At 65.1% G+C, this 22,765-nt stretch carries 18 protein-coding genes; 7 read left to right on the top strand and 11 right to left on the bottom strand.

Annotation, left to right across the window (positions count from 1 at the left end; translation table 11 throughout):
* From DDF70_RS19050 to DDF70_RS19075, 6 genes are all read right to left on the bottom strand, one after another.
* Nucleotides 1-621 (bottom strand): CobW family GTP-binding protein (locus DDF70_RS19050; protein WP_162820500.1); only part of this gene is annotated, 621 nt, incomplete at its 3' end.
* A 48-nt stretch (nucleotides 622-669) separates the two neighbouring features.
* Complete coding sequence (locus DDF70_RS19055; RefSeq protein WP_114946430.1) at nucleotides 670-1,593, bottom strand: metal ABC transporter substrate-binding protein; 924 nt, start codon at nucleotides 1,591-1,593, stop codon at nucleotides 670-672.
* Nucleotides 1,594-1,618: 25 nt separating this feature from the next.
* Nucleotides 1,619-2,485 (bottom strand): metal ABC transporter permease, encoded by an 867-nt coding sequence (locus DDF70_RS19060; protein ID WP_114946431.1) that lies wholly within the window; start codon nucleotides 2,483-2,485, stop codon nucleotides 1,619-1,621.
* Between the two features lie 12 nt (nucleotides 2,486-2,497).
* A complete protein-coding gene (gene aztA / locus DDF70_RS19065; RefSeq protein WP_114946432.1) occupies nucleotides 2,498-3,244 on the bottom strand; it encodes a zinc ABC transporter ATP-binding protein AztA in 747 nt (248 codons plus the stop codon).
* A gap of 3 nt (nucleotides 3,245-3,247) precedes the next feature.
* Nucleotides 3,248-3,439 (bottom strand): hypothetical protein, encoded by a 192-nt coding sequence (locus DDF70_RS19070; protein WP_114946433.1) that lies wholly within the window; start codon nucleotides 3,437-3,439, stop codon nucleotides 3,248-3,250.
* Between the two features lie 61 nt (nucleotides 3,440-3,500).
* On the bottom strand, nucleotides 3,501-5,078 hold the full coding sequence (locus DDF70_RS19075) for an OpgD/OpgG family glucan biosynthesis protein (RefSeq protein WP_114946434.1): 1,578 nt from the start codon (nucleotides 5,076-5,078) through the stop codon (nucleotides 3,501-3,503).
* Between the two features lie 169 nt (nucleotides 5,079-5,247).
* Here DDF70_RS19075 and DDF70_RS19080 point away from each other — a divergent pair, with 169 nt between their 5' ends.
* The 3 genes from DDF70_RS19080 (at nucleotide 5,248) to DDF70_RS19090 (ending at nucleotide 8,955) form a co-directional block, all read left to right on the top strand.
* Nucleotides 5,248-6,192: a TAXI family TRAP transporter solute-binding subunit gene (locus DDF70_RS19080; RefSeq protein ID WP_162820503.1), complete on the top strand. Its 945-nt coding sequence runs from the start codon at nucleotides 5,248-5,250 to the stop codon at nucleotides 6,190-6,192.
* Between the two features lie 103 nt (nucleotides 6,193-6,295).
* A complete protein-coding gene (locus tag DDF70_RS19085) occupies nucleotides 6,296-8,587 on the top strand; it encodes a TRAP transporter permease (RefSeq protein WP_114946436.1) in 2,292 nt (763 codons plus the stop codon).
* A complete protein-coding gene (locus DDF70_RS19090) occupies nucleotides 8,587-8,955 on the top strand; it encodes a DUF1850 domain-containing protein (protein ID WP_114946437.1) in 369 nt (122 codons plus the stop codon). The genes DDF70_RS19085 and DDF70_RS19090 overlap by 1 nt, the downstream gene beginning before the upstream one ends.
* Here DDF70_RS19090 and DDF70_RS19095 read toward each other — a convergent pair.
* Entirely contained in the window at nucleotides 8,952-9,149 is a 198-nt protein-coding gene (locus DDF70_RS19095; protein ID WP_114946475.1) for a hypothetical protein, read from the bottom strand. The two genes, DDF70_RS19090 and DDF70_RS19095, sit on opposite strands and share 4 nt — an antisense overlap.
* Nucleotides 9,150-9,409: 260 nt before the next feature.
* On the opposite strand from DDF70_RS19095, the gene DDF70_RS19100 reads away from it, so the two are divergent.
* Nucleotides 9,410-11,008, top strand: a complete 1,599-nt coding sequence (locus DDF70_RS19100) for a gamma-glutamyltransferase family protein (protein WP_114946438.1) — start codon at nucleotides 9,410-9,412, stop codon at nucleotides 11,006-11,008.
* On the opposite strand, the gene DDF70_RS19105 is transcribed toward DDF70_RS19100, so the two are convergent.
* Together DDF70_RS19105 and DDF70_RS19110 are read right to left on the bottom strand one after the other, a co-directional pair.
* Nucleotides 11,005-12,018, bottom strand: coding sequence for a nickel/cobalt transporter (locus DDF70_RS19105; RefSeq protein ID WP_114946439.1), 1,014 nt, complete (start codon nucleotides 12,016-12,018; stop codon nucleotides 11,005-11,007). The genes DDF70_RS19100 and DDF70_RS19105 overlap by 4 nt on opposite strands.
* On the bottom strand, nucleotides 12,009-12,650 hold the full coding sequence (locus DDF70_RS19110) for a DUF1007 family protein (protein WP_114946440.1): 642 nt from the start codon (nucleotides 12,648-12,650) through the stop codon (nucleotides 12,009-12,011). The genes DDF70_RS19105 and DDF70_RS19110 overlap by 10 nt, the downstream gene beginning before the upstream one ends.
* 193 nt (nucleotides 12,651-12,843) lie before the next feature.
* Between DDF70_RS19110 and DDF70_RS19115 the strand changes: the two genes are divergently transcribed.
* Nucleotides 12,844-16,344: an indolepyruvate ferredoxin oxidoreductase family protein gene (locus DDF70_RS19115; protein WP_114946441.1), complete on the top strand. Its 3,501-nt coding sequence runs from the start codon at nucleotides 12,844-12,846 to the stop codon at nucleotides 16,342-16,344.
* Nucleotides 16,345-16,468: 124 nt separating this feature from the next.
* Here the strand turns inward: DDF70_RS19115 and DDF70_RS19120 are convergent, their stop codons facing one another.
* Nucleotides 16,469-17,671, bottom strand: coding sequence for an amino acid aminotransferase (locus DDF70_RS19120; RefSeq protein WP_114946442.1), 1,203 nt, complete (start codon nucleotides 17,669-17,671; stop codon nucleotides 16,469-16,471).
* A gap of 105 nt (nucleotides 17,672-17,776) precedes the next feature.
* Complete coding sequence (gene ung, locus DDF70_RS19125) at nucleotides 17,777-18,484, bottom strand: uracil-DNA glycosylase (RefSeq protein ID WP_114946443.1); 708 nt, start codon at nucleotides 18,482-18,484, stop codon at nucleotides 17,777-17,779.
* Between the two features lie 203 nt (nucleotides 18,485-18,687).
* On the opposite strand from ung, the gene DDF70_RS19130 reads away from it, so the two are divergent.
* Both DDF70_RS19130 and DDF70_RS19135 read left to right on the top strand, forming a co-directional pair.
* On the top strand, nucleotides 18,688-20,196 hold the full coding sequence (locus DDF70_RS19130) for a bifunctional metallophosphatase/5'-nucleotidase (protein ID WP_245435561.1): 1,509 nt from the start codon (nucleotides 18,688-18,690) through the stop codon (nucleotides 20,194-20,196).
* A 247-nt stretch (nucleotides 20,197-20,443) separates the two neighbouring features.
* Nucleotides 20,444-22,651: a sensor histidine kinase gene (locus DDF70_RS19135; RefSeq protein WP_114946444.1), complete on the top strand. Its 2,208-nt coding sequence runs from the start codon at nucleotides 20,444-20,446 to the stop codon at nucleotides 22,649-22,651.
* Nucleotides 22,652-22,765: the final 114 nt, after the last annotated feature.

The raw sequence follows: 22,765 nt of genomic DNA on the forward strand, positions 1-22,765 counted from the left end.
CTCGATGATCCGGTCGAGATCGAAGGCCTTGCGGTCGAGCACTTCCGAGATCGGGATGGCGCAGTTCTGGGTGCGGTGGACCTTGGCGTAGGGGTTGATGGCGCGGATGCGCGCCTCGACCTCGTTCAGCTCTGCCTCGTTCACGAGATCGATCTTGTTGAGGATGATCACGTCCGCGAAGGCGATCTGGTTCTTCGCCTCCGGCGCGTCCTTCAGCCGGTCGGAGAGCCACTTGGCGTCGGCGACCGTCACCACGGCGTCGAGGCGGGCGGTGTCGGACACATCCTGGTCCATGAAGAAGGTCTGGGCCACCGGAGCGGGGTCCGCGAGGCCGGTGGTCTCGACGATGATGGCGTCGAACTTGCCCTTGCGCTTCATCAACCCGTCGAGAATGCGGATCAGGTCGCCGCGCACGGTGCAGCAGATGCACCCGTTGTTCATCTCGAACACTTCCTCGTCGGCGCCGACGACGAGTTCGTTGTCGATGCCGATCTCGCCGAACTCGTTGACGATCACGGCGTATTTCTTGCCGTGCTGCTCGGTGAGGATGCGGTTGAGAAGGGTGGTCTTGCCGGCGCCCAGATAGCCTGTGAGGACGGTGACGGGAATCTTGTCGGTCATCGCGATAATCCGCAACTTTCATCTCCCACGAGCGGGGAGGGTGGTTGATCAGCTCGAAAGGGCCGCGCTGAAAGCCCTTATATTGTGTCTCATCATGTCAATGTAAGTGGCAGCGGGGCCGCTCTCGTCCGAGAGCGCGTCGGAATAGACCCGTTCTCCGATCTTCGCGCCGGTTTCCTTGGCGATGCGCTCCATCAGGCGGGCGTCGGAGACGTTCTCCACGAAGACGGCTGAAATCTTCTCGCGCTTGATCTGCTGGATGATCCGGGCCACGTCCTTGGCGGAGGCTTCCGACTCGGTCGAGACGCCCTGGGGGGCGACGAAGTCGATGCCGTAGGCGGCCTCGAAATAGCGGAAGGCGTCATGGGAGGTGATGATCCTGCGGCGTTCAGGCGGGATCTTGGCGACGAGGCCTTTCACCTCGGCGTCCAGCTCATCGAGCTGCTTGAGATAGGCTGCGGCATTGGCTTCGTAGGTTGCCCGACCGGCTTCATCCGCAGCGATCAGGGCATCACGGATATTGGCCACGTAGATCTTGGCATTGCCGATGCTCTGCCAGGCATGGGGATCGGCGCCGCCGTGATCATGTCCATGGTCATGGCCGTCATCGTCGCTCTGAAGAGCCTTGACGCCCTTGGCGGCTTCGATCTTCACGGCTTTCGTGCCGGAGGATTTCACGAGGCGGTCGATCCAGCCCTCGAACTTCAGGCCATTGGTGAAGACGACCGTGGCTTCGGTCAGGCGCCGCCCGTCGGCGGGCGTCGGGGAATAGACATGCGCGTCGCCGTTCGGGCCGACGAGGGTCGTCACCTCGACGCGCTCGCCGCCGACATGGCGCACCATGTCGCCGAGGATCGAGAAGGTCGCCACCACCTTCAGCCTGTCGGCATTCTGTGCCGCCGCCGGCAGCGGCGAGGCGGCAAGGGCGAGGCATCCTGCCAGAAGGGATACGGCAGCTCTTCGCGTCAGCATGGGTCTTGATCCTTGATGCAGGAGGTCAGGCTTCCAGGTGCCTGCCGGGCCATGCGAGCCACAGCAGGCCGCCCTCGCGCCCGAGCACGAGGGAGATCACGTAGACGGCGCCGGCCGAGAGGATGATCGCCGGTCCCGCGGGCAGTTCCGCATGGAAGGAGAGCAGGAGGCCGCTCAATCCGGACAGGATGCCGATGACGATGGAGACCAGCATCATCATGGTGATGTCGCTGGTCCAGAAGCGCGAGGCCGCGGCGGGCAGCATCATCATGCCGACGGCCAGCAGGGTGCCGAGCGCATGAAAGCCCCCGACGAGGTTCATCACGACGAGCCCGAGAAAGATCAGGTGCGTCGGCGTGCCGGCACGGCTCACGGAGCGCAGGAAGATGGGATCCACGCATTCGAGCACCAGCGGCCGGTAGAGCACCGCGAGGGCGAGAACCGTGATGGTCGAGATGGAGGCGAGCAGCAGCAGGGTGCTGTCGTCGAGCGCCAGGACGGTGCCGAACAGCACGTGGAGCAGGTCGACATTCGAGCCGCGCAGCGACACGATGGTGACGCCGAGCGCCAGGGACAGCAGGTAGAAGGCCGCCAGCGAGGCATCTTCCTTCAGCGAGGTGAAGCGGGAAACGAGGCCCGCCGCAACCGCGACGATGACGCCCGCGAACAATCCGCCGATGGTCATGGCGGGAAGCGAGAGGCCGGCCACGAGATAGCCCACGGCCGCTCCGGGCAGGATCGCGTGAGCCATGGCATCGCCGGTCAGGCTCATGCGGCGCAGCATCAGGAAGACACCGACCGGCCCGCCGCCGAGCGCGATGGCGATCACGCCCACGAGGGCGCGCTGCATGAACTCGAATTCGGAAAACGGCGTGTAGAACAGATCGAGCATGGACGGGATCCCTCACGCGACCTTGCGGTGGCAGACGTCCGCGTGCGGATCGTAGGCCTCGACCATGCGGCGGGCCTTCAGGAGATTCTCGGGATTCAACACGTCCGTCGTCTCGCCCCAGGCCACCGGCTCGCGGGCGATCAGCAGCGTCTGCGGGAAGGTCCGCTTGACCATGTCGAGATCGTGCAGCACGGCAATGACGGTGCGGGATTCGGCATGCCAGCGGCGCACCAGGTCGAGCAGGTCGGCCGTCGTCTTCGCGTCGATGGCCGTGAACGGCTCGTCGAGCAGGATCACGGGGGCATCCTGGAGGAGAAGGCGCGCGAAGAGCGCCCGCTGCATCTGCCCGCCCGACAGGGTCGAGATCGGGCGCCGCTCGAAGCCGGTCAGCCCCACGGCTGCCAGCGCCTCATCGATCCGGGCGCGGTCCTGCCGGGAGATGCCGCCGAAAAGGCCGGATCGGGACCAGAGGCCCATGGCGACGAGGTCGTACACGGAGAGCGGAAACGACCGGTCGATCTCGGCGGCCTGGGGCAGATAGGCGATGCCGGGGGAGGCATGGCAACGGATATGCCCTTCGAGGGGCTTGAGCGTGCCGACGATGCCCTTGAGCAGGGTGGACTTTCCGGCCCCGTTGGGTCCGACGACGGCCATCAGGCAGCCGGCCGCGATCTCTCCGTCGAGATGGTGCACGGCGGGCCTGCGGCCGTAGCCCAGGGTCACCTCATCGAAGCGGACGGCGGCCGATGTTGCGGACATGCGTTATCCCATCACGCCAAGGACCAGCACCCATAACCCCGCCAGCACGACGGCTGTTCCAGCTAGACGCTGCCCGACCGAGAGACGCAGGAGCGAGAAGGTCGGAGCGGCGGCAACCGCCCGATGCTCTTGGGAATGATGATGGTGGTGATGGCCATGCGACATGGCCTCTACATAGACCGGATCGCCCGTCATTTCCAGGGGCGTATAGTATTTTATACGCCCCCATCAACCATATGGTTTATATGGAGATATCTCAGAACGTCGGATGGTACTGGTAGAGCCAGGTTTCGCTCAGGACCTCGTTCTCGTTGCGCAGGTAGCAGCGCATCTCCACCGGTTCGGTTCCTGTCACGGTGAGGTCGAACTGGGTGCGCCAGTGGCCGGGCACGTTGTTGGGAACCGCCTCCGTGAGGATGTTCGAGAACTCGCCCCGGGAGGCGCTGAGGACGGGCCTGGGGATCACGCCGTTCGGCAGCTTGGTGAGGGGCTCGCCGAGGAACTCCACCATGAACTTGCGCACGCCCTTCGGCCGGATGGTGCCGGCCTGCCCGCCATTTCCGAGACGGGTGGCGACCACGCGGGCGAGCGGGGTCGGATAAGGCTCCTCCGCCGACCAGTGCATCCGGTAGCGCAGCTCGATGGCCTGGCCTGCACGCACAGGGTCCGCCGGCACCCACATGGTCACGATGTTGTCGTGGATTTCGTCGTCGGTCGGGATCTCGACGAGCTGGATGGAGCCCCGGCCCCAGGTGCCCTGCGGCTCGATCCAGAGCGACGGGCGGCGGTCGTAATAGACGCCGTCGAGGTAATGGTCGAAGTTCCGGTCGCGCTGGAGCAGGCCGAACCCCTTGGGATTCTCGTCCGCGAAGGCCGAGGTGAGGATGCGCGGCGGGTTGTTGAGCGGACGCCAGATCCGCTCGCCGGTGCCGGTCCACATGGCAAGCCCGTCCGAATCGTGGATTTCCGGGCGCCAGTCGATGGCGGTGGTCTTCGACTTCTCCGAGTACCAGTACATGGAAGTCAGGGGCGCGAGGCCGAGGCGGCTCACGTCCTGGCGCATGAAGACGGCGGCATCGATGTCCATGATGACGGCGGCCGCCCGCTGCATGACGAAGCGGTAGGCGCCGGCGACGCTCGGTCCGTCGAGCAGGGCATAGACCGTGACCGTATCCTGGCCCGGCTTCGGGGTCTCGAAATAGACATGGGTGAAGTCGGGGAATTCCTCGTTCTTCCCGAAGACGGCCACGTCCACGGCAAGGCCGCGGGCGGAGAGGCCGTACTGGTAGAGTTCGCCGATCGCCCGGAAATAGGAGGCGCCGAGGAAGGCCACCCAGTCGTTCTTCCTCCAGTCGAGCTTGCCGTTGCGGGCCTCCTGGAACCGGAAGCCGGCAAAGCCCGAATTGTCCGGCAGCTTCCGGGCCGGCGAATCCGCCGGCATGTCGAAGTAATCGCTGTCGTAGATGATCTCGCGTTCCTGCCCGCCCTCGACCACGTGCATGCGCACCGGCTTCTGAAAGAAGCGTCCCATGTGGAAGAAGGTGACGGGGAACTCGCTGGGGCCGTTGGCCCAGAGCGCCAGATCGGTCTTGAACCGGATCTTGCCATGGGCGTCGTAGTCGATCTGGGCCAGCACCTCGGGGGAGGGGCTCTGCGGCGCCACATAGGGCGAGCGCGCCATGTCCTGCGCCCGCTTCTTCAGGTCGTCGAACGAGAAGGGGGAGGGGATCCCCATTTTCAGGCCCTGCTGGGCCAGGGCTGCCCCTGAAAAGCCCTGCGCGGCGAGGGCGGCGGTCGCGGTTGCGGTTTGGAGGAAGCGGCGGCGATTGATCATGGATGAGCGCATGTGTCTGTGGAAGGACGCACCCCTACCGACCAAGGTGGCAGGATTAAGTCCCTCTTAGCCTCTTGAGAAATCTTCGTCAGCGGGCAAAGTTAGCCCACACACAGGCGTAGCGATAACTACGCCGTCAGATAGGGAGTACGCCATGTATCGAACAGTCATGCGCCGCGTCGTCGGCGCAGCGGCAGCACTTGCGCTTGCGGGCGCCAGCGTTCCCGCCCAGGCCCAGGATTTCATCAATGTCCTGACCGGTGGCACCTCGGGCGTCTATTATCCGCTGGGCGTCGCTCTCTCCAAGGTCTTCACGGACAAGGTCCAGGGCGCCCGCCCGTCGGTCCAGGCCACGAAGGCATCGGTGGAAAACCTCACTCTCCTGCAGCAGGGCAAGGGCGAGATCGGCTTCACGCTCGGCGACAGCCTTGCCATGGGCTGGGCGGGCGACGAAGAAGCCGGATTCAAGAGCAAGCTCGACAAGCTGCGCGGCATTACGGCCATTTATCCGAACTATATCCAGATCGTGGCCACGCAGGAATCCGGCATCAAGTCGCTCGCGGATCTCAAGGGCAAGCGCCTCTCGGTCGGCGCGCCGAAATCCGGCACCGAACTCAATGCCCGGGCGATCCTCCAGGGCGCGGGCCTGACCTACAAGGATCTCGGCAAGGTCGAATACCTGCCCTTCGGCGAATCGGTCGAGCTGATGAAGAACCGCCAGCTCGACGCCACCCTGCAATCGGCCGGTCTCGGTGTCTCGTCGATCCGCGACCTCGCAACCTCGGTGCCGATCGTCGTCGTGGAGATTCCCGCCAGCGTCGTGGACAAGGTGGGCACGCCCTATGTGAAGGCGACGATTCCGGCCAACACCTATGGGGGCCAGACCGCTCCCGTACAGACGGCCGCCGTGGTCAACTACCTCGTCACCCATTCCGGCGTGAAGGACGAAACCGTCTACCAGATGACCAAGGCGATCTACGAGAGCCTGCCTGATCTCGCCGCGGCGCATGCCGCCGCCAAGGACATCAAGCTCGAGAGCGCGCTCTCCGGCATGCCCGTTCCGATGCATCCGGGCGCGCAGCGCTATTTCGACGAGAAGGGCGTGAAGAAATAAGGCTCCTAAACCCTTCGGCTGATTTACATCCAGGCCGGGGCAGGTGAACTGCTCCGGCCTTTCTTATGAGAATGAAGAACAAGCATCGAGGAGACGCTGCGCCATGAGCCAGGGTGTGAACAATTCCGAACTCGCCCAGATGGAGGCGCCGTCCGAAAGCGTGAACCCGGAACACGGCCTGCCGGAGAGCTTCGGCGAAGGCTTTGCCGGGCGGCTCCTGTTCTGGATCGCCGTCTCGTTCTCCACGTTCCAGATCATCACCTCCTTCGGCATTCCTCTCGACCAGCCCTTCATTGCGTCCTTAAGCCTCACACATCTGTGGGCCGTCACGATGGTGGCCTGGGCGGCATGGCTGGTCGGGCTCGCCGTGCGCCGTCGCGGCATGCTCGACGGCGCTCTCGCCTGGATCGCGATTGCCGGCGCGTTCGGGCTCGTCCTCTGGTTCGGCGGCAGCATGCCGAGCCAGGTCGTGCGCACGATCCATGTGGGCTTCCTGTGCCTCGTGGCAGGCGCGATGATCGCCAATCACCGATCCGGCTCGTCCTCCCTGCGCGCCATCGGCTGGATCGTGGGTATCGCAAGCTTCCTGGTGGGATTGTACCATTGGGCGCTCTATGAGGAGCTCGTCATTCGCGCGGGCGAGCTCACCACGCTCGATCTCGTCGTCGGCATCGCCGCGCTCGCGATCCTGATCTATCTGGTCTGGCGCGTCATGGGGCCGGCACTTCCAATCGTGGCCTGCCTGTTCCTGGCCTATTGCCTGTTCGGACATTACCTGCCGGCTCCTTTCGATCACCGCGGCTACTCGCTCGAGCAGGTGATCGAGCACATGTCGTTCGGAACGGAAGGGATCTATGGCACGCCGACGCTCGTTTCGGCGACCTACATCTTCCTGTTCATCCTGTTCGGGGCCTTCATGGAGAAGGCCGGCGTCATCGACTTCTTCAACGACATCTCGATGGCAGTCTTCGGCGACAAGCAGGGCGGACCGGGCAAGGTCTGCGTGGCCTCCTCCGCTCTCATGGGAACGGTCTCGGGCTCGGGCGTGGCCAACGTGGTGGCCTCGGGGCAGTTCACGATCCCCTTGATGAAGCGCTTCGGCTTCCCTTCCGCGTTCGCCGGCGGCGTCGAGGCGACCTCGTCAATGGGCGGCCAGATCATGCCGCCGGTCATGGGCGCCGTCGCCTTCATCATGGCCGAGACCATCGACGTGCCCTATTCGAAGATCGTCGAGGCAGCGATCATTCCGGCCATTCTCTATTTCGCGGCCTGCTATCTCGCGGTGCATCTGGAGGCCGGCAAGCACAACCTGCGCGGCCTTCCGAAGAACGAACTGCCAAGCGCCTGGGCCGAGCTGAAGTCGAAGTGGTTCCTCATCGCGCCGCTCGGCGTCCTCGTTTATCTGCTCTTCACCGGTTACACGCCTCTCTTTGCCGGGGCCGTGGGGCTGTCGCTCACCGTGGCGCTCATTCTCGGCACGGCGATTGCGGCGGGGCTGGCGGTTCCGGCTCTGCGCATCGCATTCTGGGTCGGGCTGGCATTGGTGTCGGCCTATTCGCTTGCTTCGACCGTGACGCTCGTCGTTCTCGTCGTCGCGGCCCTGTCCCTGTGGAACGCGTTTTCCGGCCGGGGGCGCACGACGCTGCAGGCCTGCGTCGACGCCATGGCAGACGGTGCGCGTCAGGCGCTGCCCGTGGGCCTGGCTTGCGCCGTGGTCGGGATCGTGATCGGCACCATGACGCTCACGGGCCTCGGCACCATCGTCGGGACCTGGATGATCTCCATCGGCAAGGAGAACATCTTCGCCGCCCTCGTGCTCACCATGATCTTCAGCCTGATCCTCGGCATGGGCATCCCGACGATCCCAAACTACATCATCACGTCGTCGCTCGCGGCCCCCATCCTGCTGCAGCTCGATGTGCCGCTCATCGTGTCGCATATGTTCGTCTTCTATTTCGGCATCATGGCCGACCTGACGCCACCGGTGGCACTGGCGGCTTTCGCGGCGGCGCCCATGGCGAAGGAATCGGGGCTCAAGATCGGCATTCAGGCCGTCCGGATCGCGCTGCCGGGCTTCGTCATTCCCTATATGGCCGTTTACGACCCCACCCTGATGCTGCAGCCGGTGCCGGGTCTCGAGGGAGCTGGCTACTGGCTCGCAGTGGCGTACATCGTCATCAAGGCTTCGCTCGCGATGTTGCTCTGGGGCGTGGCCTCCGTGGGCTATTTCCTCAAGCCCCTCGTCTGGTGGGAGCGGCTCTCGGCCGCGGTGGCAGCGGCCTTCCTCGTGGCGGCGATCCCGCTCACCGATGAAATCGGCTTCCTGCTCTCGGCCCTTTTCGTCGGGTTCCACGTCTGGCAGACGCGCCGGGTCGCCACACCCGCCGTCGGTTGATGATCTGCCTTCTCGCCGGCTCGGCGGTCGCGCCCCTGATGGCGGGCGCGATCACGCTCGCCTGGACGCATTCGGTCGAAAAGATCGTCTGGGAGGAGGATTGGCGCTCGACGCCGGCGGGGCTCGAACTCGTCGAGGCGCGGGTGCGCGGGTCGGGCGCCGGGATGGAGCCGCCGCCGGAGGCCAAATTCGCCAACGGTGTCTGGTCGTGGAAGCCGAGCCTGCCGCCGCAGGAACAGGTGATCATGCGCCGCTCGGGCGCGACGGCGGATTGGCGGATCTGCATTGCGGGCCAATGCCGCCCGATGGAGGCCTATGTACCGCCTGAAGCCGATCCGATCGTCATGAAGGCGTGCGAGGGGTCTTAAGCCCGCCCCGTCAACGGCTCGGCGGCGATGCAGCGGCGCCAGAGATGGACGAGCACATAGATGGCGAACAGGCTGAACAGGACCATGAGGGCGTAGCCGACGTGGTCTCCGAGTTCGAACAGGCCGGCGATGGCCCAGCCGGCGGCAATGGCGACGCCGAAAACCTCCGCGCCGACCAGAACCATGATGCTCATGATGGTGATCACGTTGCGCCAGTTGGTGCTTTTCGCCTGAGCCACTTTTGCCTCACTTCTTTCTAAAGCACCGGACCCAAAAGTGGATTTGCACTTTTGGGATCAATCCGATGCTCATTTTTAACTGGTGCATCGTTGGATGCGGAAAACCGGATCCACTTTTCCGCACGATGCGCCTGCGGATGGGACTACCCTAAACGACCCCTCCGGTGCAAGTTCTCCTCGAATCTCATTCTGTCGCGCCTCACATTCAAGAGACCATGGCTGAAACTCCCGTCTTCTCGACAGCCGCCGTCGCGGCTCCCCACAGGCTCGCCGCCGAGACCGGCCAGACCATCCTTGCGGCGGGCGGCAATGCCGTTGAGGCCATGGTGGCCATGGCGGCTACCATTGCGGTGGTCTATCCGCACATGAATGGCATCGGCGGCGACGGGTTCTGGCTCGTGCGCGAGCCGAGAGGGCGCATTCATGCGCTCGATGCTTCGGGACCGGCGGGCTCGCTCGCGACCGTCAAACGGTACCGGGAGAAGGGCTATGACGCCGTCCCGGCGCGCGGGCCGGATTCGGCGCTCACCGTGGCGGGTGCGGTCAGCGGATGGGGGCTGGCCCTGGAGCTTGCCAAAGCGCTCGGCGGGCAGATGCCGCTCGATCTGCTGCTGGGAGATGCCATTCGCCATGCCCGCGACGGATACCCGGTCTCCCGCTCCGAAGAGCGGTTCGTGACCGGCGAGGAAGCCGCCCTCTATGAGGTTCCCGGTTTTGCCGAGGCCTTTCTGGTCGACGGCCGGAGAGCGGCGGAGGGGACGCAGAGGCGGACGCCGCGCCTCGCCGACACTCTGGAGCAGCTCGCCCATGCGGGCCTGGCCGATTTCTACCGCGGCGATGTGGGGCGGGAGATCGCCCTCGATCTGGAGCGGATCGGCAGCCCTATCGCACGCCGCGACCTGGAGACCTATCGCGCCCGTGTCGTGGAGCCCCTGTCGGTCAGGCTCCAGACCTCCACCGTCTACAATCTGCCGCCGCCGAGCCAGGGACTGGCCACCCTGCTGATCCTCGGCATGGTCGAGCGCCTCAAGGGGCTTCGGGCCGAGACGCCGGAGCATCATCACGCCCTCATCGAGGCCGCGAAGCGCGCCTTCTCCCTGCGCGATCGGGTGGTCGCGGACCCACGCAACCTCGCTCACGACCCGGGCTCCTTCCTGACGCCCCAGGCGCTGGAGAGGGAGGCCGCCCTCATCGACATGAAGCGGGCCGCCTCCTTTCCGCTGCCGCGTCCCATCGACGGGGACACGATCTGGATGGGGGCCATCGACCGCGACGGGCTCGCGGTGTCCTATATCCAGTCCGTGTTCTGGGCCTATGGCTCCGGCTGCCTGCTCCCGGCGACGGGAATCCTCTGGCACAATCGCGGCACGGCCTTCTCGCTCGATCCCGCGAGCCGCAACCGGCTGGAGCCCGGCCACCGGCCGCTGCATTCCCTCAATCCGGCCATGGCCGTGTTCGACGATGGGCGGGTGCTGTCCTTCGGGGCGATGGGTGGCGAGACCCAGCCTCAGTTCCTCAGCCAGATCTTTTCGCGTTACGCAGAAGCCGGCATGGGATTGGCGGACGCCGTGGAGGCGCCGCGCTGGCTCCTCGATGCACGGCCACGCGAGCGCGAGGCCGTGTTGAAGCTGGAGAGCCATTTCGACCCCGGCCTGATCCGCGGCCTCTCGCGGCTCGGCCATCGCATCGAGGAGATGGACGAGGCCTATTCCGGACGCTTCGGCCATGCGGGCATGCTGGTGAAGCACCCGCGCAACGGGCGCGTCGAGGCCGTGCACGATCCGCGCTCGGACGGCGGGTCGTTGGGGCTCTAACCTGACCAGAGCCCGTAGAGGAGGCTCACGCCCAGGACCAGCACGAAGGCTGCGGCCAGGAGTTCGAGGCCCGCGATGGCAATCGCCCCCGAGCCTCCGCGCCCGCCGGCGACCCGCAGGGCCATCGCCTTGAAGAAGACCGCAAGCGCCGCGATGGCGCCGGTTGTGAGGGCAGTGCCGAGCGCCATGGCGAAAGTCGCCGCGATGCCGGCTGCAAAGAGGCCCTGCGACAGGGCGAAGACCAGGACGATGAGGGCGCCCGCGCAGGGCCGGATACCGGCGGCGATCGCCACCCCGGCCATGTCGCGCCAGCGGGTCAGGCGGCTGAGCTCCTGCGGAGGCGGCATGTGGACGTGGTCGCAATCCTCCTGCACGGGGGCATGGGGATTGCGCGCCAGCGCCATGACGCCCAGCACCTTGCCGGCCTTGCGCCAGGTGATGACGGCGCCGAGCAGGGCCACGGCGACGAAGCTTGCCAGCTCCACGTTCATGGCGAGCTTGTTCATGGTGGCGGCCGTGGCACGCAACGCGAGGTTCACGAGGGAAACGATGCCGATGGCGACCAGCGCCTGCACGAGGGCGGCCGCAAGACTCAAGGCGAAGCCTTTCCGCAGCGCCTTGTCGTCGGCCACGAGATAGGCCGAGATCACGCCCTTGCCGTGACCGGGTCCGGCCGCATGGAAGACTCCATAGGCGAAGCCGACGAGCAGGAGGGAGAACAGGGCGGAGCCGTTCTCCTTCATCTCGCGCACGCCTGCCTGCAGGCTGGCGTAGAAGCCGGATTGCACGGACAGGATCCAGGCGCCGACGCTGCCCGAAGGCGTCGCCTCGCGCAGGCCCATGCCGAAGGGATTGTGCGGCGGCGGCTTGTTCACGGGACCAAGCCACAGGCCGATCAGCCCCACGGCCAAGGCCATGATGGCGACGGCTGCGAGCATCAGGCCGAGCCGTCGCACGAGCGGCGTCCGATTTGCGGTCGGAAAGGCAGGGGTATCGGACGTCAGGGACATGCGATGATGGCCCTGTTGGAATATTCGATGCCGATATCCTGGGGCTGGATGGCCCCCTCGTTCTGCAAGATCTGCTGCATGCGGGCCTCCAGCGGCTTGGCCTTGGCGATGCTCGTTACGCAGCCCTGCGGCGCGTTGGCGAGCGAGATGGCCGCCTGGCCGTCCGAGAGGCTGAAATAGACGAAGAAGGTCGGATCCTCGATCTCGATGGACACGGCGCCCGAAGGGGCCGCAGGTGACTTGAGCGGCAGGAGGAAGGACATGGCGACCTGGCTCTTCTCCATCGTCATTCGGGCTTCACGCGGCGAATCGAAGCTTTGCGGCTTGCCGCGGGCCTTGAGCACGGTGAAATAGTTGAACTCGTTCAGGGAGGCGGCATTCTCATCCGCGAGTTCCTGGAGTTCTTCCGGCGTCAGCTTGCCGTCGTTGTCCTTGTCGAGCCCCTGGGTGACGTAAGCCGTATAGGCCTCGTCGAAGGTCCAATGGTGGCGTACGCCCGTCACCTTGCCGTCGGGCGCGAAGACGACCTCGGCCCTGGCCGTCACCCACACGTGAGGATGCGCAAGGGCCGGCGAGGCCAGAGCCATGCTCAAGGCCGCCAAGGCAGATTTCAGTCCGAGATGGCGTGTCATGCGTTGCCCCTGGAACGGTGCGCCCCGGGAGCCGGGACCATGGAAGCGGTATGAGGGTGTCGTGGTTAACAGAGGCGAAACGAAGGCGCTCGATTGACGACCCTCGGAAGATATGTCAGCATTACTGACATATTCACAAAAAGAAGACCGGACACCGGCAGCGGGGCAGAAGGCTCCAGGAGGAAAACGGGTAATGGCCGAAGGTCATGGTGCGCTCCGCAACGTAACGCTCGACGACAAATACGATCTCTCCAAGGATCACGTTTTCATTACCGGTACGCAGGCCGTCGTCCGCATGCTGCTCATGCAGCGAGAGCGGGACAGGCTGGCGGGCCTCAGCACGGCGGGTTTCGTTTCCGGCTATCGCGGCTCGCCCATCGGCGGTCTCGACCAAAATCTCTGGCGCGCCCGAAAATGGCTGGAAGCCTCCAACATCGTCTTCCAGCCCGGTCTCAACGAGGAACTCGCGGCCACCGCCGTCTGGGGCTCCCAGCAGGCGGAGATCCGCGGCGACGGCAGGTATGACGGCGTGTTCGGCCTCTGGTACGGCAAGGGGCCTGGCGTCGACCGATCCGGCGACGTGTTCCGCCACGCCAACATGGCCGGCTCCTCCAGACACGGTGGCGTGCTCGCCCTGATGGGCGACGATCACACGGCGGAATCCTCCACCGTCGCGCACCAGTCCGAATTCCACTTCGTCGACGTGATGATCCCGATCCTGAACCCGGCGGGCGTCCAGGAGATTCTCGATTACGGCCTCTACGGCTATGCCATGAGCCGATTCTGCGGCACCTGGGTCGCCTTCAAGTGCGTGAAGGACAACATCGAATCGACCGCGTCCGTCGATGCGTCGCTCGACCGGGTGAAGATCGTCCTGCCCGATGATTTCACCATGCCGCCGGGCGGCCTGAATATTCGCAACCGCGACGGTGTGCTCGACCAGGAGGCCCGGCTTCAGGACTTCAAGCGCGATGCCATGCTGGCGTTCGTGCACGCCAACAATCTCAACCGCATCGTCCTGTCGGGCGGCCGCAATCCCAAGATCGGCATCATCACGGTCGGCAAGTCCTATCTCGACGTGCGCCAGGCTCTCGAAGAGCTCGGCCTCGACGAGGTGAAGGCGAACGACATGGGCCTGCGGCTCTACAAGGTCGCGTGCCCCTGGCCGCTGTCTCAAGCCGAACTCGTGGATTTCGCACGAGGCCTCGACAAGGTCATCGTGGTCGAGGAGAAGCGCTCCCTCATCGAGGTGCAGCTGCGCGAGGAGCTCTACGGCACCGCCAACCAGCCGCTCTGCATCGGCAAGAAGGACGAGGAGGGCCGCTGGCTCTTCCCCGTGAAGGGCTCGCTCGATCCCAACGACATCGCCATCGTCATCGGCGAGCGGCTGCTCGCCTATCACAACAATGACGATCTGCGCGGCCGCGTGGCGCGGCTCCGCCATGCGCAGGAGGTGCTGGCGACGACCGGCGACGTGGCGACCCGCGTGCCGCATTTCTGCTCCGGCTGCCCGCACAATTCCTCGACGAAGGTCCCCGAAGGCATGCGTGCCTATGCGGGCATCGGCTGCCACTACATGGTGCAGTGGATGGACCGCTCCACCGAGGGCTTCACCCAGATGGGCGGCGAGGGCGCGAACTGGATCGGCGAGGCGCCGTTCTCGAAGCGCGGCCACGTGTTCCAGAACCTCGGCGACGGCACCTACAACCATTCGGGCGTCCTGGCTCTGCGCTGGGCGGTTCACACCAAGACCAACGTTACCTACAAGATCCTCTTCAACGATGCTGTCGCCATGACCGGCGGACAGCCGCATGAAGGCAAGCTCACCGTCGACATGATCGCGCGCCAAGTGCGCGAGGAGGGCGTCGAACTCATCGCCCTCGTCACCGACGAGCCGCACAAATATCCGAAGGAGATCCGCTGGCCCGCGGGCATGACGATCCACCACCGCAGCGAACTCGATGCGGTGCAGCGCCAGCTCGCGGACGTTCCCGGCGTGACGGTGATGATCTACGACCAGACCTGCGCGTCCGAAAAGCGCCGCCGTCGTAAGCGCGGGGAGTTTCCGGATCCGGACAAGCGCGTGATCATCAACGATCTCGTGTGCGAAGCCTGCGGCGACTGCTCGGTGCAGTCGAACTGCGTCGCCGTGCAGCCGGTGGAAACCGAATTCGGCCGCAAGCGCCAGATCGACCAGTCGAACTGCAACAAGGATTTCTCCTGTGTGCAGGGCTTCTGCCCGTCCTTCGTGACGGTGCACGGCGCCAAGATCAGGAAGGCGGTTCCCGAGACGGTTTCGACAGACGGCATGACGTTCAAGCCGCTGCCCGATCCGGCGATCCCCGCGATCGACCGCACCTTCAACGTGATTGTGACGGGCGTGGGGGGCACGGGAGTCGTGACCATCGGGGCGATCCTCGGCATGGCCGCGCATCTCGAGGGCAAGGGCCTCGGCATGATCGACATGGCCGGCCTCGCCCAGAAGGGTGGCGCGGTCTACAGCCACGTGCGGCTCGCCAACAACCAGGACGATATCCACGCCATCCGCGTGAGCGCGGAATCGGCCCATCTCGTGCTCGGCTGCGACCTCGTGGTGACGGGCACCAAGAAGGTGCTGGCCTCCGTGAAGGAGGGGCAGACCGCGCTCGTGGTGAACACGGCGGAGGTCATGCCGGGCGAGTTCACCCGCAATGCCGATTTCTCTCTTCCGACCGAGCGCCTGAAGCGCGCGATCAGGTCGGCGGCGGGCACGGAAGGCGTGTCCTTCGTCGACGCGACGGCGATCGCCACGGCACTTCTCGGCAATGCCATCGCGGCCAACATGTTCATGCTGGGCTATGCCTATCAGGCCGGCCGCGTTCCTCTCTCGGGGGCGGCCATCGAGAAGGCGATCGAGCTCAACGGCGAGGCGGTGAAGATGAACCTTGCCGCCTTCACCTGGGGGCGCCGCGCGGCTGCCGAGCCCGAGGTGATCGCCGCCATGATGGGCGAGCTGAAGGCGCCGACGGAATCGCGCAAGTTGTCCGAGACACTGGACGAGGTGATCGAGCGGCGTGTGGCGTTTCTCTCCGAGTACCAGAGCAAGCGTTACGGTCGACGATACCGGGGCATCATCGAGCGTGTCCGTTCAGCAGAGGACAAAGCCGTGCCGGGCTCGACCGCGCTCACCGACGCGGTGGTGCGTTCGCTGTTCAAGCTCATGGCGTACAAGGACGAGTACGAGGTGGCGCGTCTCTACACGAACGGCCATTTCGAGAAACAGGTCGCGTCCGCCTTCGAGGGCGAAAACCTGCGCTACGAGTTCCATCTCGCGCCGCCGTTGCTGGCGCGCAAGGATCCGGTCACGGGCCTTCCGCGCAAGATGAGCTTCGGACCGTGGATGATGAAGGCGTTCCGCGTCCTCTCCGGCCTGAAGACGTTACGAGGCACGCCGCTCGACGTCTTCGGCTACACGCACGAGCGTCGCACCGAGCGTCAGCTCATCCGCGAGTTCGAAGGGCTGATCGAGGAGATCGTCGCGAAGCTGAATGCCGGCAACCATGCTGCGGCGGTTGGCCTCGCCAATATTCCGCAGAAAATCCGTGGCTTCGGGCACGTGAAGGAGCGGAATCTGAAAGCCGCGAAGGCGGAGGAGGCCGACCTCCTCGTCAAGTTCCGCGCTGATCCGCAGGCGCTGCCGATTGCGGCGGAGTGACGGCTGAAACGCCTCTCGTCATGGCCGGCCTTGTGCCGGCCATCCCGATTGTGTGAAGCGCCGCGCCTTCCAGAAGCGAGATCACCGGCACAAGGCCGGTGATGACGTGGCGTAAAAGTCTCGTTTAACCCCGCGCCTGTGCCTCGACGAAGCTCTTCGCGACCTTAGGCACATTCGCCTCGTTGAGCCCCGCCACGCACATGCGGCCGGATCCCACGAGATACACGCCGTCCCGCTCGCGCATGGCGTCGACCTGCTGGGCGCTTAAGCCGGTGTAGCTGAACATGCCGCGCTGATTGAGCAGGAAGCTCACATCGATCTCGTTCGACAGGGCGCGGATGTGCTCCGCGAGCAGCTTGCGCATGGAATCCATGCGGGTGCGCATGGTCTCGACTTCGCCGGCCCACTGGGCGCGCAGCTCGTCGCTGCCGAGCACGGTCGCCACGAGAAGACCGCCCGTCATCGGCGGGCTCGAATAGCTCCGGCGCACGGCGAGCTTCAACTGTCCGAGCACGCGCTCGGCCTCGTCGGCATCGCGGCAGACGACGCTCAGGCCGCCGCACCGCTCGCCGTAGAGCGAGAAATTCTTCGAGAAGGAATTCGCCACGAGGCAGCTCGCGCGTTCCGCGTAGCGGCGCACGAAGGCGGCATCCTCGTCGAGGCTGGTGCCGAAGCCCTGGTACGCCATATCGAACACGACGATGTGGCGCTTGGCGATCAGCACGTCGGTGATGGCCTTCTGCTGGCGCTCGTCGAGATCGACGCCGGTCGGGTTGTGGCAGACGGGCTGAAGCACCACGATGGAACCGTTCTCGGCGGCTTCGAGCGCCTTGACCATGCCGTCGAAATCCACCGAGCGGTTGGCGCGATCCCAATAGGGATATGTTGCGGTCGTAAAGCCCGCGCGCTGGAACAGACCGTGGTGGTTCTCCCAGGTCGGGTCGCTGACCAGCACCTTGCGGCCGGGGCAGTGCTTGGCCAGGAAGTCGGCCGCGATGCCCACCGCACCCGTGCCGCCGAGGGTCTGGATCGTGGCGATCCGCTTCTCGGCCCGGGCCGGGTGGTTGTCGCCGAAGACGAGCTTTTGCACGCCCTCACGGTAGCCCGCATGGCCTTCCATGGGCAGATAGGGCCGCTCCGCGAAGCCGGTGCGCTCATAGGCTGTCTTGACCGCTCCCAGCACCGGGATGCGGCCCTTCTCGTCGGTGTAGACGCCGATGCTGAGATTGACCTTCTCGGTTCGGGGATCGGCCTTGAAGGCGTCATTGAGGGAAAGGATCGGGTCGCCCGCGAAGGCCTCGACCTGTCCGAAGAGGGATTCCGTCATGCTGATCTCCAAGTCCGTCGCGGCTGCGTCCGCTGCGACCACATTCTTCGCTGCGGCGAGACCTAGACCCGATGAAGGTCTCTCGGCAAGGATCTTTACTGAATGTCAGGTATCCAGCCGCCAATCCACCCGCTCCAGCCCCTTCTCGGCGAGCCAGGCATTGGTGCGGCTGAAGGGGCGGGTTCCCCTGAAATCGTTGAGCCGGTTGAGCGGGGAGGGGTGGCCCGCCTCGATCACGAGGTGCTTCGCCCGGTCGACGAGCGCCGCCCGCTTGCGCGCCGGAGCGCCCCAGAGCAGGAAGACAACGGCCGGCTGCCGCTCCGAGACGGCCGCAATCGCCTGATCGACCAGGGCCGACCAGCCGAACTTCATATGCGCTCCCGACTGCCCGGCCTCCACGGTCAGCGCCGTGTTGATGAGCAGCACGCCCTGCTTCGCCCATTTCGACAGGTCGCCCGATTTCGGCATCGGCATGCCCAGATCCTCGGCCATCTCGGCCAGGATCGTGCGCAGGGAGGCCGGAATTCGGCGAGAGCCGCGATAGGAGAAGGCGAGGCCGTGGGAATCGCCCGGCGTCGGATAGGGATCCTGGCCGAGGACGACGACCTTCACCTTGTCGAGGGGCGTCAGGGAGATGCTCGTGAACACGGCCTCCGGAGGCGGCAGCACCTGCGCGCCCCCGGCGATGACCGCGTCGACCTTGGCGGCGATGGTCTCCGCACTGCCATCCTGGAAGAAGGGCAGCGTCAGCCATCCCGCCGCCTGGGGCTTGGCACGGAACTCGGCGAGGGCTTGGCTGATGGGTCCGGTCATGAGGACAGCATGCCTTTCGGTAAGGTAAAGGTCGGGTTGGTGCGCCGGCTAAATGAGGCTGCGGCCATCGCTGAAAAAGACATCAGGAGTGCCGCGGATCTGAGCGCGAGGCCCGTCGACAGGATGTTACTTCTGTGACACGTTGCCGGTCTAGGTTCCATGCCCTTCAGTCCTGGTTCCAACCTTCTATGAGGACCTTCACGATGTTTCAGAACCGCCCCTCCGCTGCGTTTCGCGCCGGGTTTCTTGGATTGTCCATGCTTCTGTCGGGCACCGCCCTGGCGCAGGAGGCCGTGACGATCCGCTTCGTCCAGACCAACGACATCGACCGCATGAGCCCGGAGAAGGGTCGCGGCGGTTTCGCCAAGCTCGCGACGGTGATCAAGGAGGAGAAGGCCAAGGGCAATGCCTTCTTCGTCCATGCGGGCGACACCATCTCTCCGTCGCTTCTGTCGGGCTTCGACAAGGGCGCCCACATCATCGACATCCTCAACCACATGGGCGTCGATGCCATGACGCCGGGCAACCACGAATTCGATCTCGGTCCTGACGCCTTCCGCGCCCGCATGGCGGAGGCCAAGTTCGACGTGCTCGCCACCAATATCGTCGACGGCAACGGCCTGCCGGCGAACACCAAGCCGGACAAGATGGTCGAGGTGCAGGGTGTGAAGATCGGCTTCTTCGGGCTCACCACGGAGGAGACCCCGATCGCATCGAGCCCGGGCACGATCAAGTTCTCGTCCACCATCGACACGGCGCGCGCCAAGGCGAAGGAAATGCGCGAGAAGGGCGCTGACATCGTGGTCGCCGTCGCCCACACTCCGCTCGAGGTGGACATGATCGTCGCCCGCTCGGCCGGCGTGGACCTGATCATCGGCGGTCATGACGAGCACCTGCTCGCCTTCTACGACGGCAAGGTGGCTCTCACGGAATCGGAATCGCAGGGAAATTACGTCATCGTGACGGAACTGGCCGTGACGAAGGCGACGAAGGACGGCAAGACCACCGTCACCTGGACGCCGAATTTCCGCATCGTCGACAGCGCCACCGTCAAGCCCGATCCAGAGATCGAGGCCGTGGTGAAAGGATATGAGGACAAGCTGTCCAAGGAACTCGACGTGGAGATCGGCGTGACGGAAACGCCTCTCGACAGCCGTCGCGCCACGGTGCGCGGAGGCGAGGCCGCCATGGGCAATCTCGTGGCCGATGCGCTCAAGGCCTCGGTCGGGGCCGATGTCGCCATCACCAACGGCGGCGGCCTGCGCGCCGACAAGCAGTACGAGGCCGGCCAGAAGCTGAGCCGCCGCAACATCCTGGCCGAAATGCCCTTCGGCAACACCACCGTGCTCCTCGAGGTCACGGGCGCCCAGATCAAGTCTGCGCTCGAGAATGGCGTGAGCCAGGTGCGCGAACTCGGCGGCCGCTTTCCGCAGGTCTCCGGCATCCTGGCCGAGGTCGACGTGAAGGAGCCGGTCGGCAGCCGCGTAAAATCTGTCAAGATCAACGGCGAGCCTCTCGACCCGGCCAAGATCTACAAGCTCGCCACGAACGACTTCATGGCCCGTGGCGGCGACGGCTATCGCGTCTTCACGGAGGCCAAGTCGCTCGTCGACGTGGCGGCAAGCCAGCTCATGGCGAGCCAGGTGATCGATTACGTCGCCAAGGCTGGCAAGGTGGCGCCGAAGGTCGAGGGCCGCATCGTCCTGCGCTGATCCGATCGCAGACGTTTCTTCTCAGTGCCGGGTCAGTGCCGGGGTTCTCACGAGCCCCGGCATTTTTCATGCGATGATGTTTACGGCGTGACGTTCGGGCGCATTTTCCTAGGCGCGCAGCGCGATAGTTGGTTCGCCCCTGGTCAAGGGAGCAGAGAAACTTAAATTCCCTCTCCATCAAAGGCATTTGCTGTGCCATTCTGGCCCCGCAACGGCGAATCTCCCACTTAAAAAAAGCGGTCTCCCCTTGCAGTTCTACACGCGACCGGACTCGATCAGCCTGTCCCAGAAGCGGCGCCGCCGTTCCCTGCTGCGCGGCCGGTTGACCCTGTTCATGGGGCTTTTCGGCGTCGTGTTCATTCTCCTGACCTTCGGCTATATCGCCTGGGAGCAGCGCAACCGCCTGATCCAGCGCAACGAGGACGATCTTCGAAACGCAGCATTCTTTCTGGCGGACCATACGGCGAGGCTCCTTGAAGTCACGGACCTGACCTTGAAGCAGGCTGCAGCCCTGATGCAGGGGCATAGCTGGGACGAGATCGAAACGTCGAAGCCCCTGTGGCAGCAGATTCATGCCGTTCAGGACGCGCTGCCCTTCATCGAGGATATCTGGCTGAGCGATTCAAGCGGTCGCCTGCGCCTCACGTCGGAACGGTTCCCGACGCCATCGTCGAACCTTTCCGGGCGCGATGTCTTCAGCGCCCAGGTGAATGCCGATCAGGGACTGTTCATGGGAGAGCCGATGATCGGGCTCGCGACGAAGACGCCGACCTTCATGATCAGCCGCCGCCTGCAGGATGGAAATGCGGGGTTCGGCGGCATCGCGGCGGTGACCGTCTCGCTATCCTACTTCTACGATTACTGGTCGAAGATCCGGTTGCCGAAGGGCAGCAGAATCGCGCTGATGCGCGCATCCGACGGTTCCGTCATCGCGCAGCATCCATCGCCGCCCGATGGCGTCTCCTTCGCCCCCATCGACAAGGATGCCTTCAACAAGGCGCTGGCCTCCTCTTCCCGGGCCGGCTTCTACCCCTTCATGAGCCTGGGCCAGGAACGCGTCGGAGCGTATCGTCAGGTCGATGCGATGCCACTCTACATCGGTGTCAGCATGCCGGAGGATGCCTATTGGACGCCGTGGTTCGTCCAGACACGGCTCTACGGCACCTTTGCGCTGATCGCTCTTCTGGCCTTGCTCGCCCTGACGGTGCTGGCCTCGGAACAGTTCCACGAACAGGCGGCCGATGCCGCACTCCTCGAACGGCAGGTGGCGCTGCGGACAAGCGAGCTGCGCACCGAAACCGCCGCCCTGGAGATCCTCAACCGCACGGGCAGCATTCTTGCCGCCGAACTCGACATCGACCGCATCATCGAGAGCGTCGTCGATGCCGGGATCGAGCTGACCGAGGCCCAGTTCGGCGCCTTCTATTGCGGCGCGTCACAGAGCGAAAAGGAACATTACGGAAAATTCGAATCGACAAGCCTTCGCGAGGCATTTGCTGCTCTGACCATCCGGGAGATCGGCGCCCCGGCCTTCCTTGAGGGCAAGACGGTCCGCCTGGACAACATGGCCGTCGAGCAGGGTCATGACGGCTCGCCGTTCACCCCGCAGACCTCCTCGGGCCACCCCCTCATCCGCAGCATCCTGGCCGTTCCGGTCGTTCTGCGCACGGGGGACACCCACGGCATCCTCGTCTTCGGGCACGAACGGGCGGGGATGTTCAACCGGCGCTCGGAGCGCCTGCTGGCGGGCCTGACGGCCCAGGCGGCCATCGCGCTCGAGAACAGCCGCCTCTACCGTAACGCGCAGAGCGAGATCGAGGAGCGCAAGCAGGCCCAGACCCAGCAGTCCCTGCTCATCCGCGAACTCCATCACCGTGTGAAGAACACCCTGGCCACGGTCCAGGCGGTGGTGGGCGCGACGGCACGCTCCGCGCTCAGCATCGAAGACTTCTACCAGGCCTTCGTCGGGCGCATCATCTCGCTCGCCAACACCCATTCGCTCTTGACCGAGGCCGTCTGGCAGACCGCGTCTCTGCGCGAGATTCTGGAAAAGGAGCTTCGGCCCTACAACGATGCCTCGGCCGAAAGGATCGCCCTCCACGGGTCCGCGGTCGATCTGCCTTCCGAGGCTGCCGTGCCCATCGGCATGGCGATCCATGAACTGACCACCAATGCCGCCAAATACGGCGCCCTCTCGGTTCCCGGAGGCAAGGTCTCCATTTCCTGGCAGGCCGAGCCGGCGGAGGACGGAACGCGCCTGAGGCTCGTCTGGGAGGAGCGGGGAGGGCCCGTCGTTTCCTCGCCTACGCGTCAGGGTTTCGGCTCGCGCCTGCTCCACCGGGTGCTGGCCACTCAGCTCAACGCCAAGGTCGAAACCGATTTTGAGCCGTCGGGATTACGCGTTGCCATCGATGCCGTGCTCAAGCAGGCCAGATTCCCGGACATGGGGGTCTGATCCGCCTGCGCGCAAGCTGGGTTTGCAAGCGATCCAGACGATGCGGTGAGGCGTCCTGTTGGCGGAGCCGTCTGAAACTTCTATCTAAGGCGGCATCGAGAGCGGGATTCGTTT

It is taken from the genome of Microvirga calopogonii (genome assembly GCF_003347665.1).
Classification (GTDB): domain Bacteria; phylum Pseudomonadota; class Alphaproteobacteria; order Rhizobiales; family Beijerinckiaceae; genus Microvirga; species Microvirga calopogonii.

Coding starts and splice junctions, on each gene's coding strand:
- DDF70_RS19120 (WP_114946442.1), bottom strand. CDS start 17,671: ATGACGGAATCCCTCTTCGGACAGGTCGAGGCCTTCGCGGGCGACCCG.
- DDF70_RS19070 (WP_114946433.1), bottom strand. CDS start 3,439: ATGACGGGCGATCCGGTCTATGTAGAGGCCATGTCGCATGGCCATCAC.
- DDF70_RS19115 (WP_114946441.1), top strand. CDS start 12,844: ATGGCCGAAGGTCATGGTGCGCTCCGCAACGTAACGCTCGACGACAAA.
- DDF70_RS19130 (WP_245435561.1), top strand. CDS start 18,688: ATGTTTCAGAACCGCCCCTCCGCTGCGTTTCGCGCCGGGTTTCTTGGA.
- DDF70_RS19105 (WP_114946439.1), bottom strand. CDS start 12,018: ATGTCCCTGACGTCCGATACCCCTGCCTTTCCGACCGCAAATCGGACG.
- DDF70_RS19095 (WP_114946475.1), bottom strand. CDS start 9,149: ATGAGCATCATGGTTCTGGTCGGCGCGGAGGTTTTCGGCGTCGCCATT.
- ung (WP_114946443.1), bottom strand. CDS start 18,484: ATGACCGGACCCATCAGCCAAGCCCTCGCCGAGTTCCGTGCCAAGCCC.
- DDF70_RS19055 (WP_114946430.1), bottom strand. CDS start 1,593: ATGCTGACGCGAAGAGCTGCCGTATCCCTTCTGGCAGGATGCCTCGCC.
- DDF70_RS19075 (WP_114946434.1), bottom strand. CDS start 5,078: ATGATCAATCGCCGCCGCTTCCTCCAAACCGCAACCGCGACCGCCGCC.
- DDF70_RS19110 (WP_114946440.1), bottom strand. CDS start 12,650: ATGACACGCCATCTCGGACTGAAATCTGCCTTGGCGGCCTTGAGCATG.
- DDF70_RS19100 (WP_114946438.1), top strand. CDS start 9,410: ATGGCTGAAACTCCCGTCTTCTCGACAGCCGCCGTCGCGGCTCCCCAC.
- aztA (WP_114946432.1), bottom strand. CDS start 3,244: ATGTCCGCAACATCGGCCGCCGTCCGCTTCGATGAGGTGACCCTGGGC.
- DDF70_RS19080 (WP_162820503.1), top strand. CDS start 5,248: ATGCGCCGCGTCGTCGGCGCAGCGGCAGCACTTGCGCTTGCGGGCGCC.
- DDF70_RS19090 (WP_114946437.1), top strand. CDS start 8,587: ATGATCTGCCTTCTCGCCGGCTCGGCGGTCGCGCCCCTGATGGCGGGC.
- DDF70_RS19060 (WP_114946431.1), bottom strand. CDS start 2,485: ATGCTCGATCTGTTCTACACGCCGTTTTCCGAATTCGAGTTCATGCAG.
- DDF70_RS19085 (WP_114946436.1), top strand. CDS start 6,296: ATGAGCCAGGGTGTGAACAATTCCGAACTCGCCCAGATGGAGGCGCCG.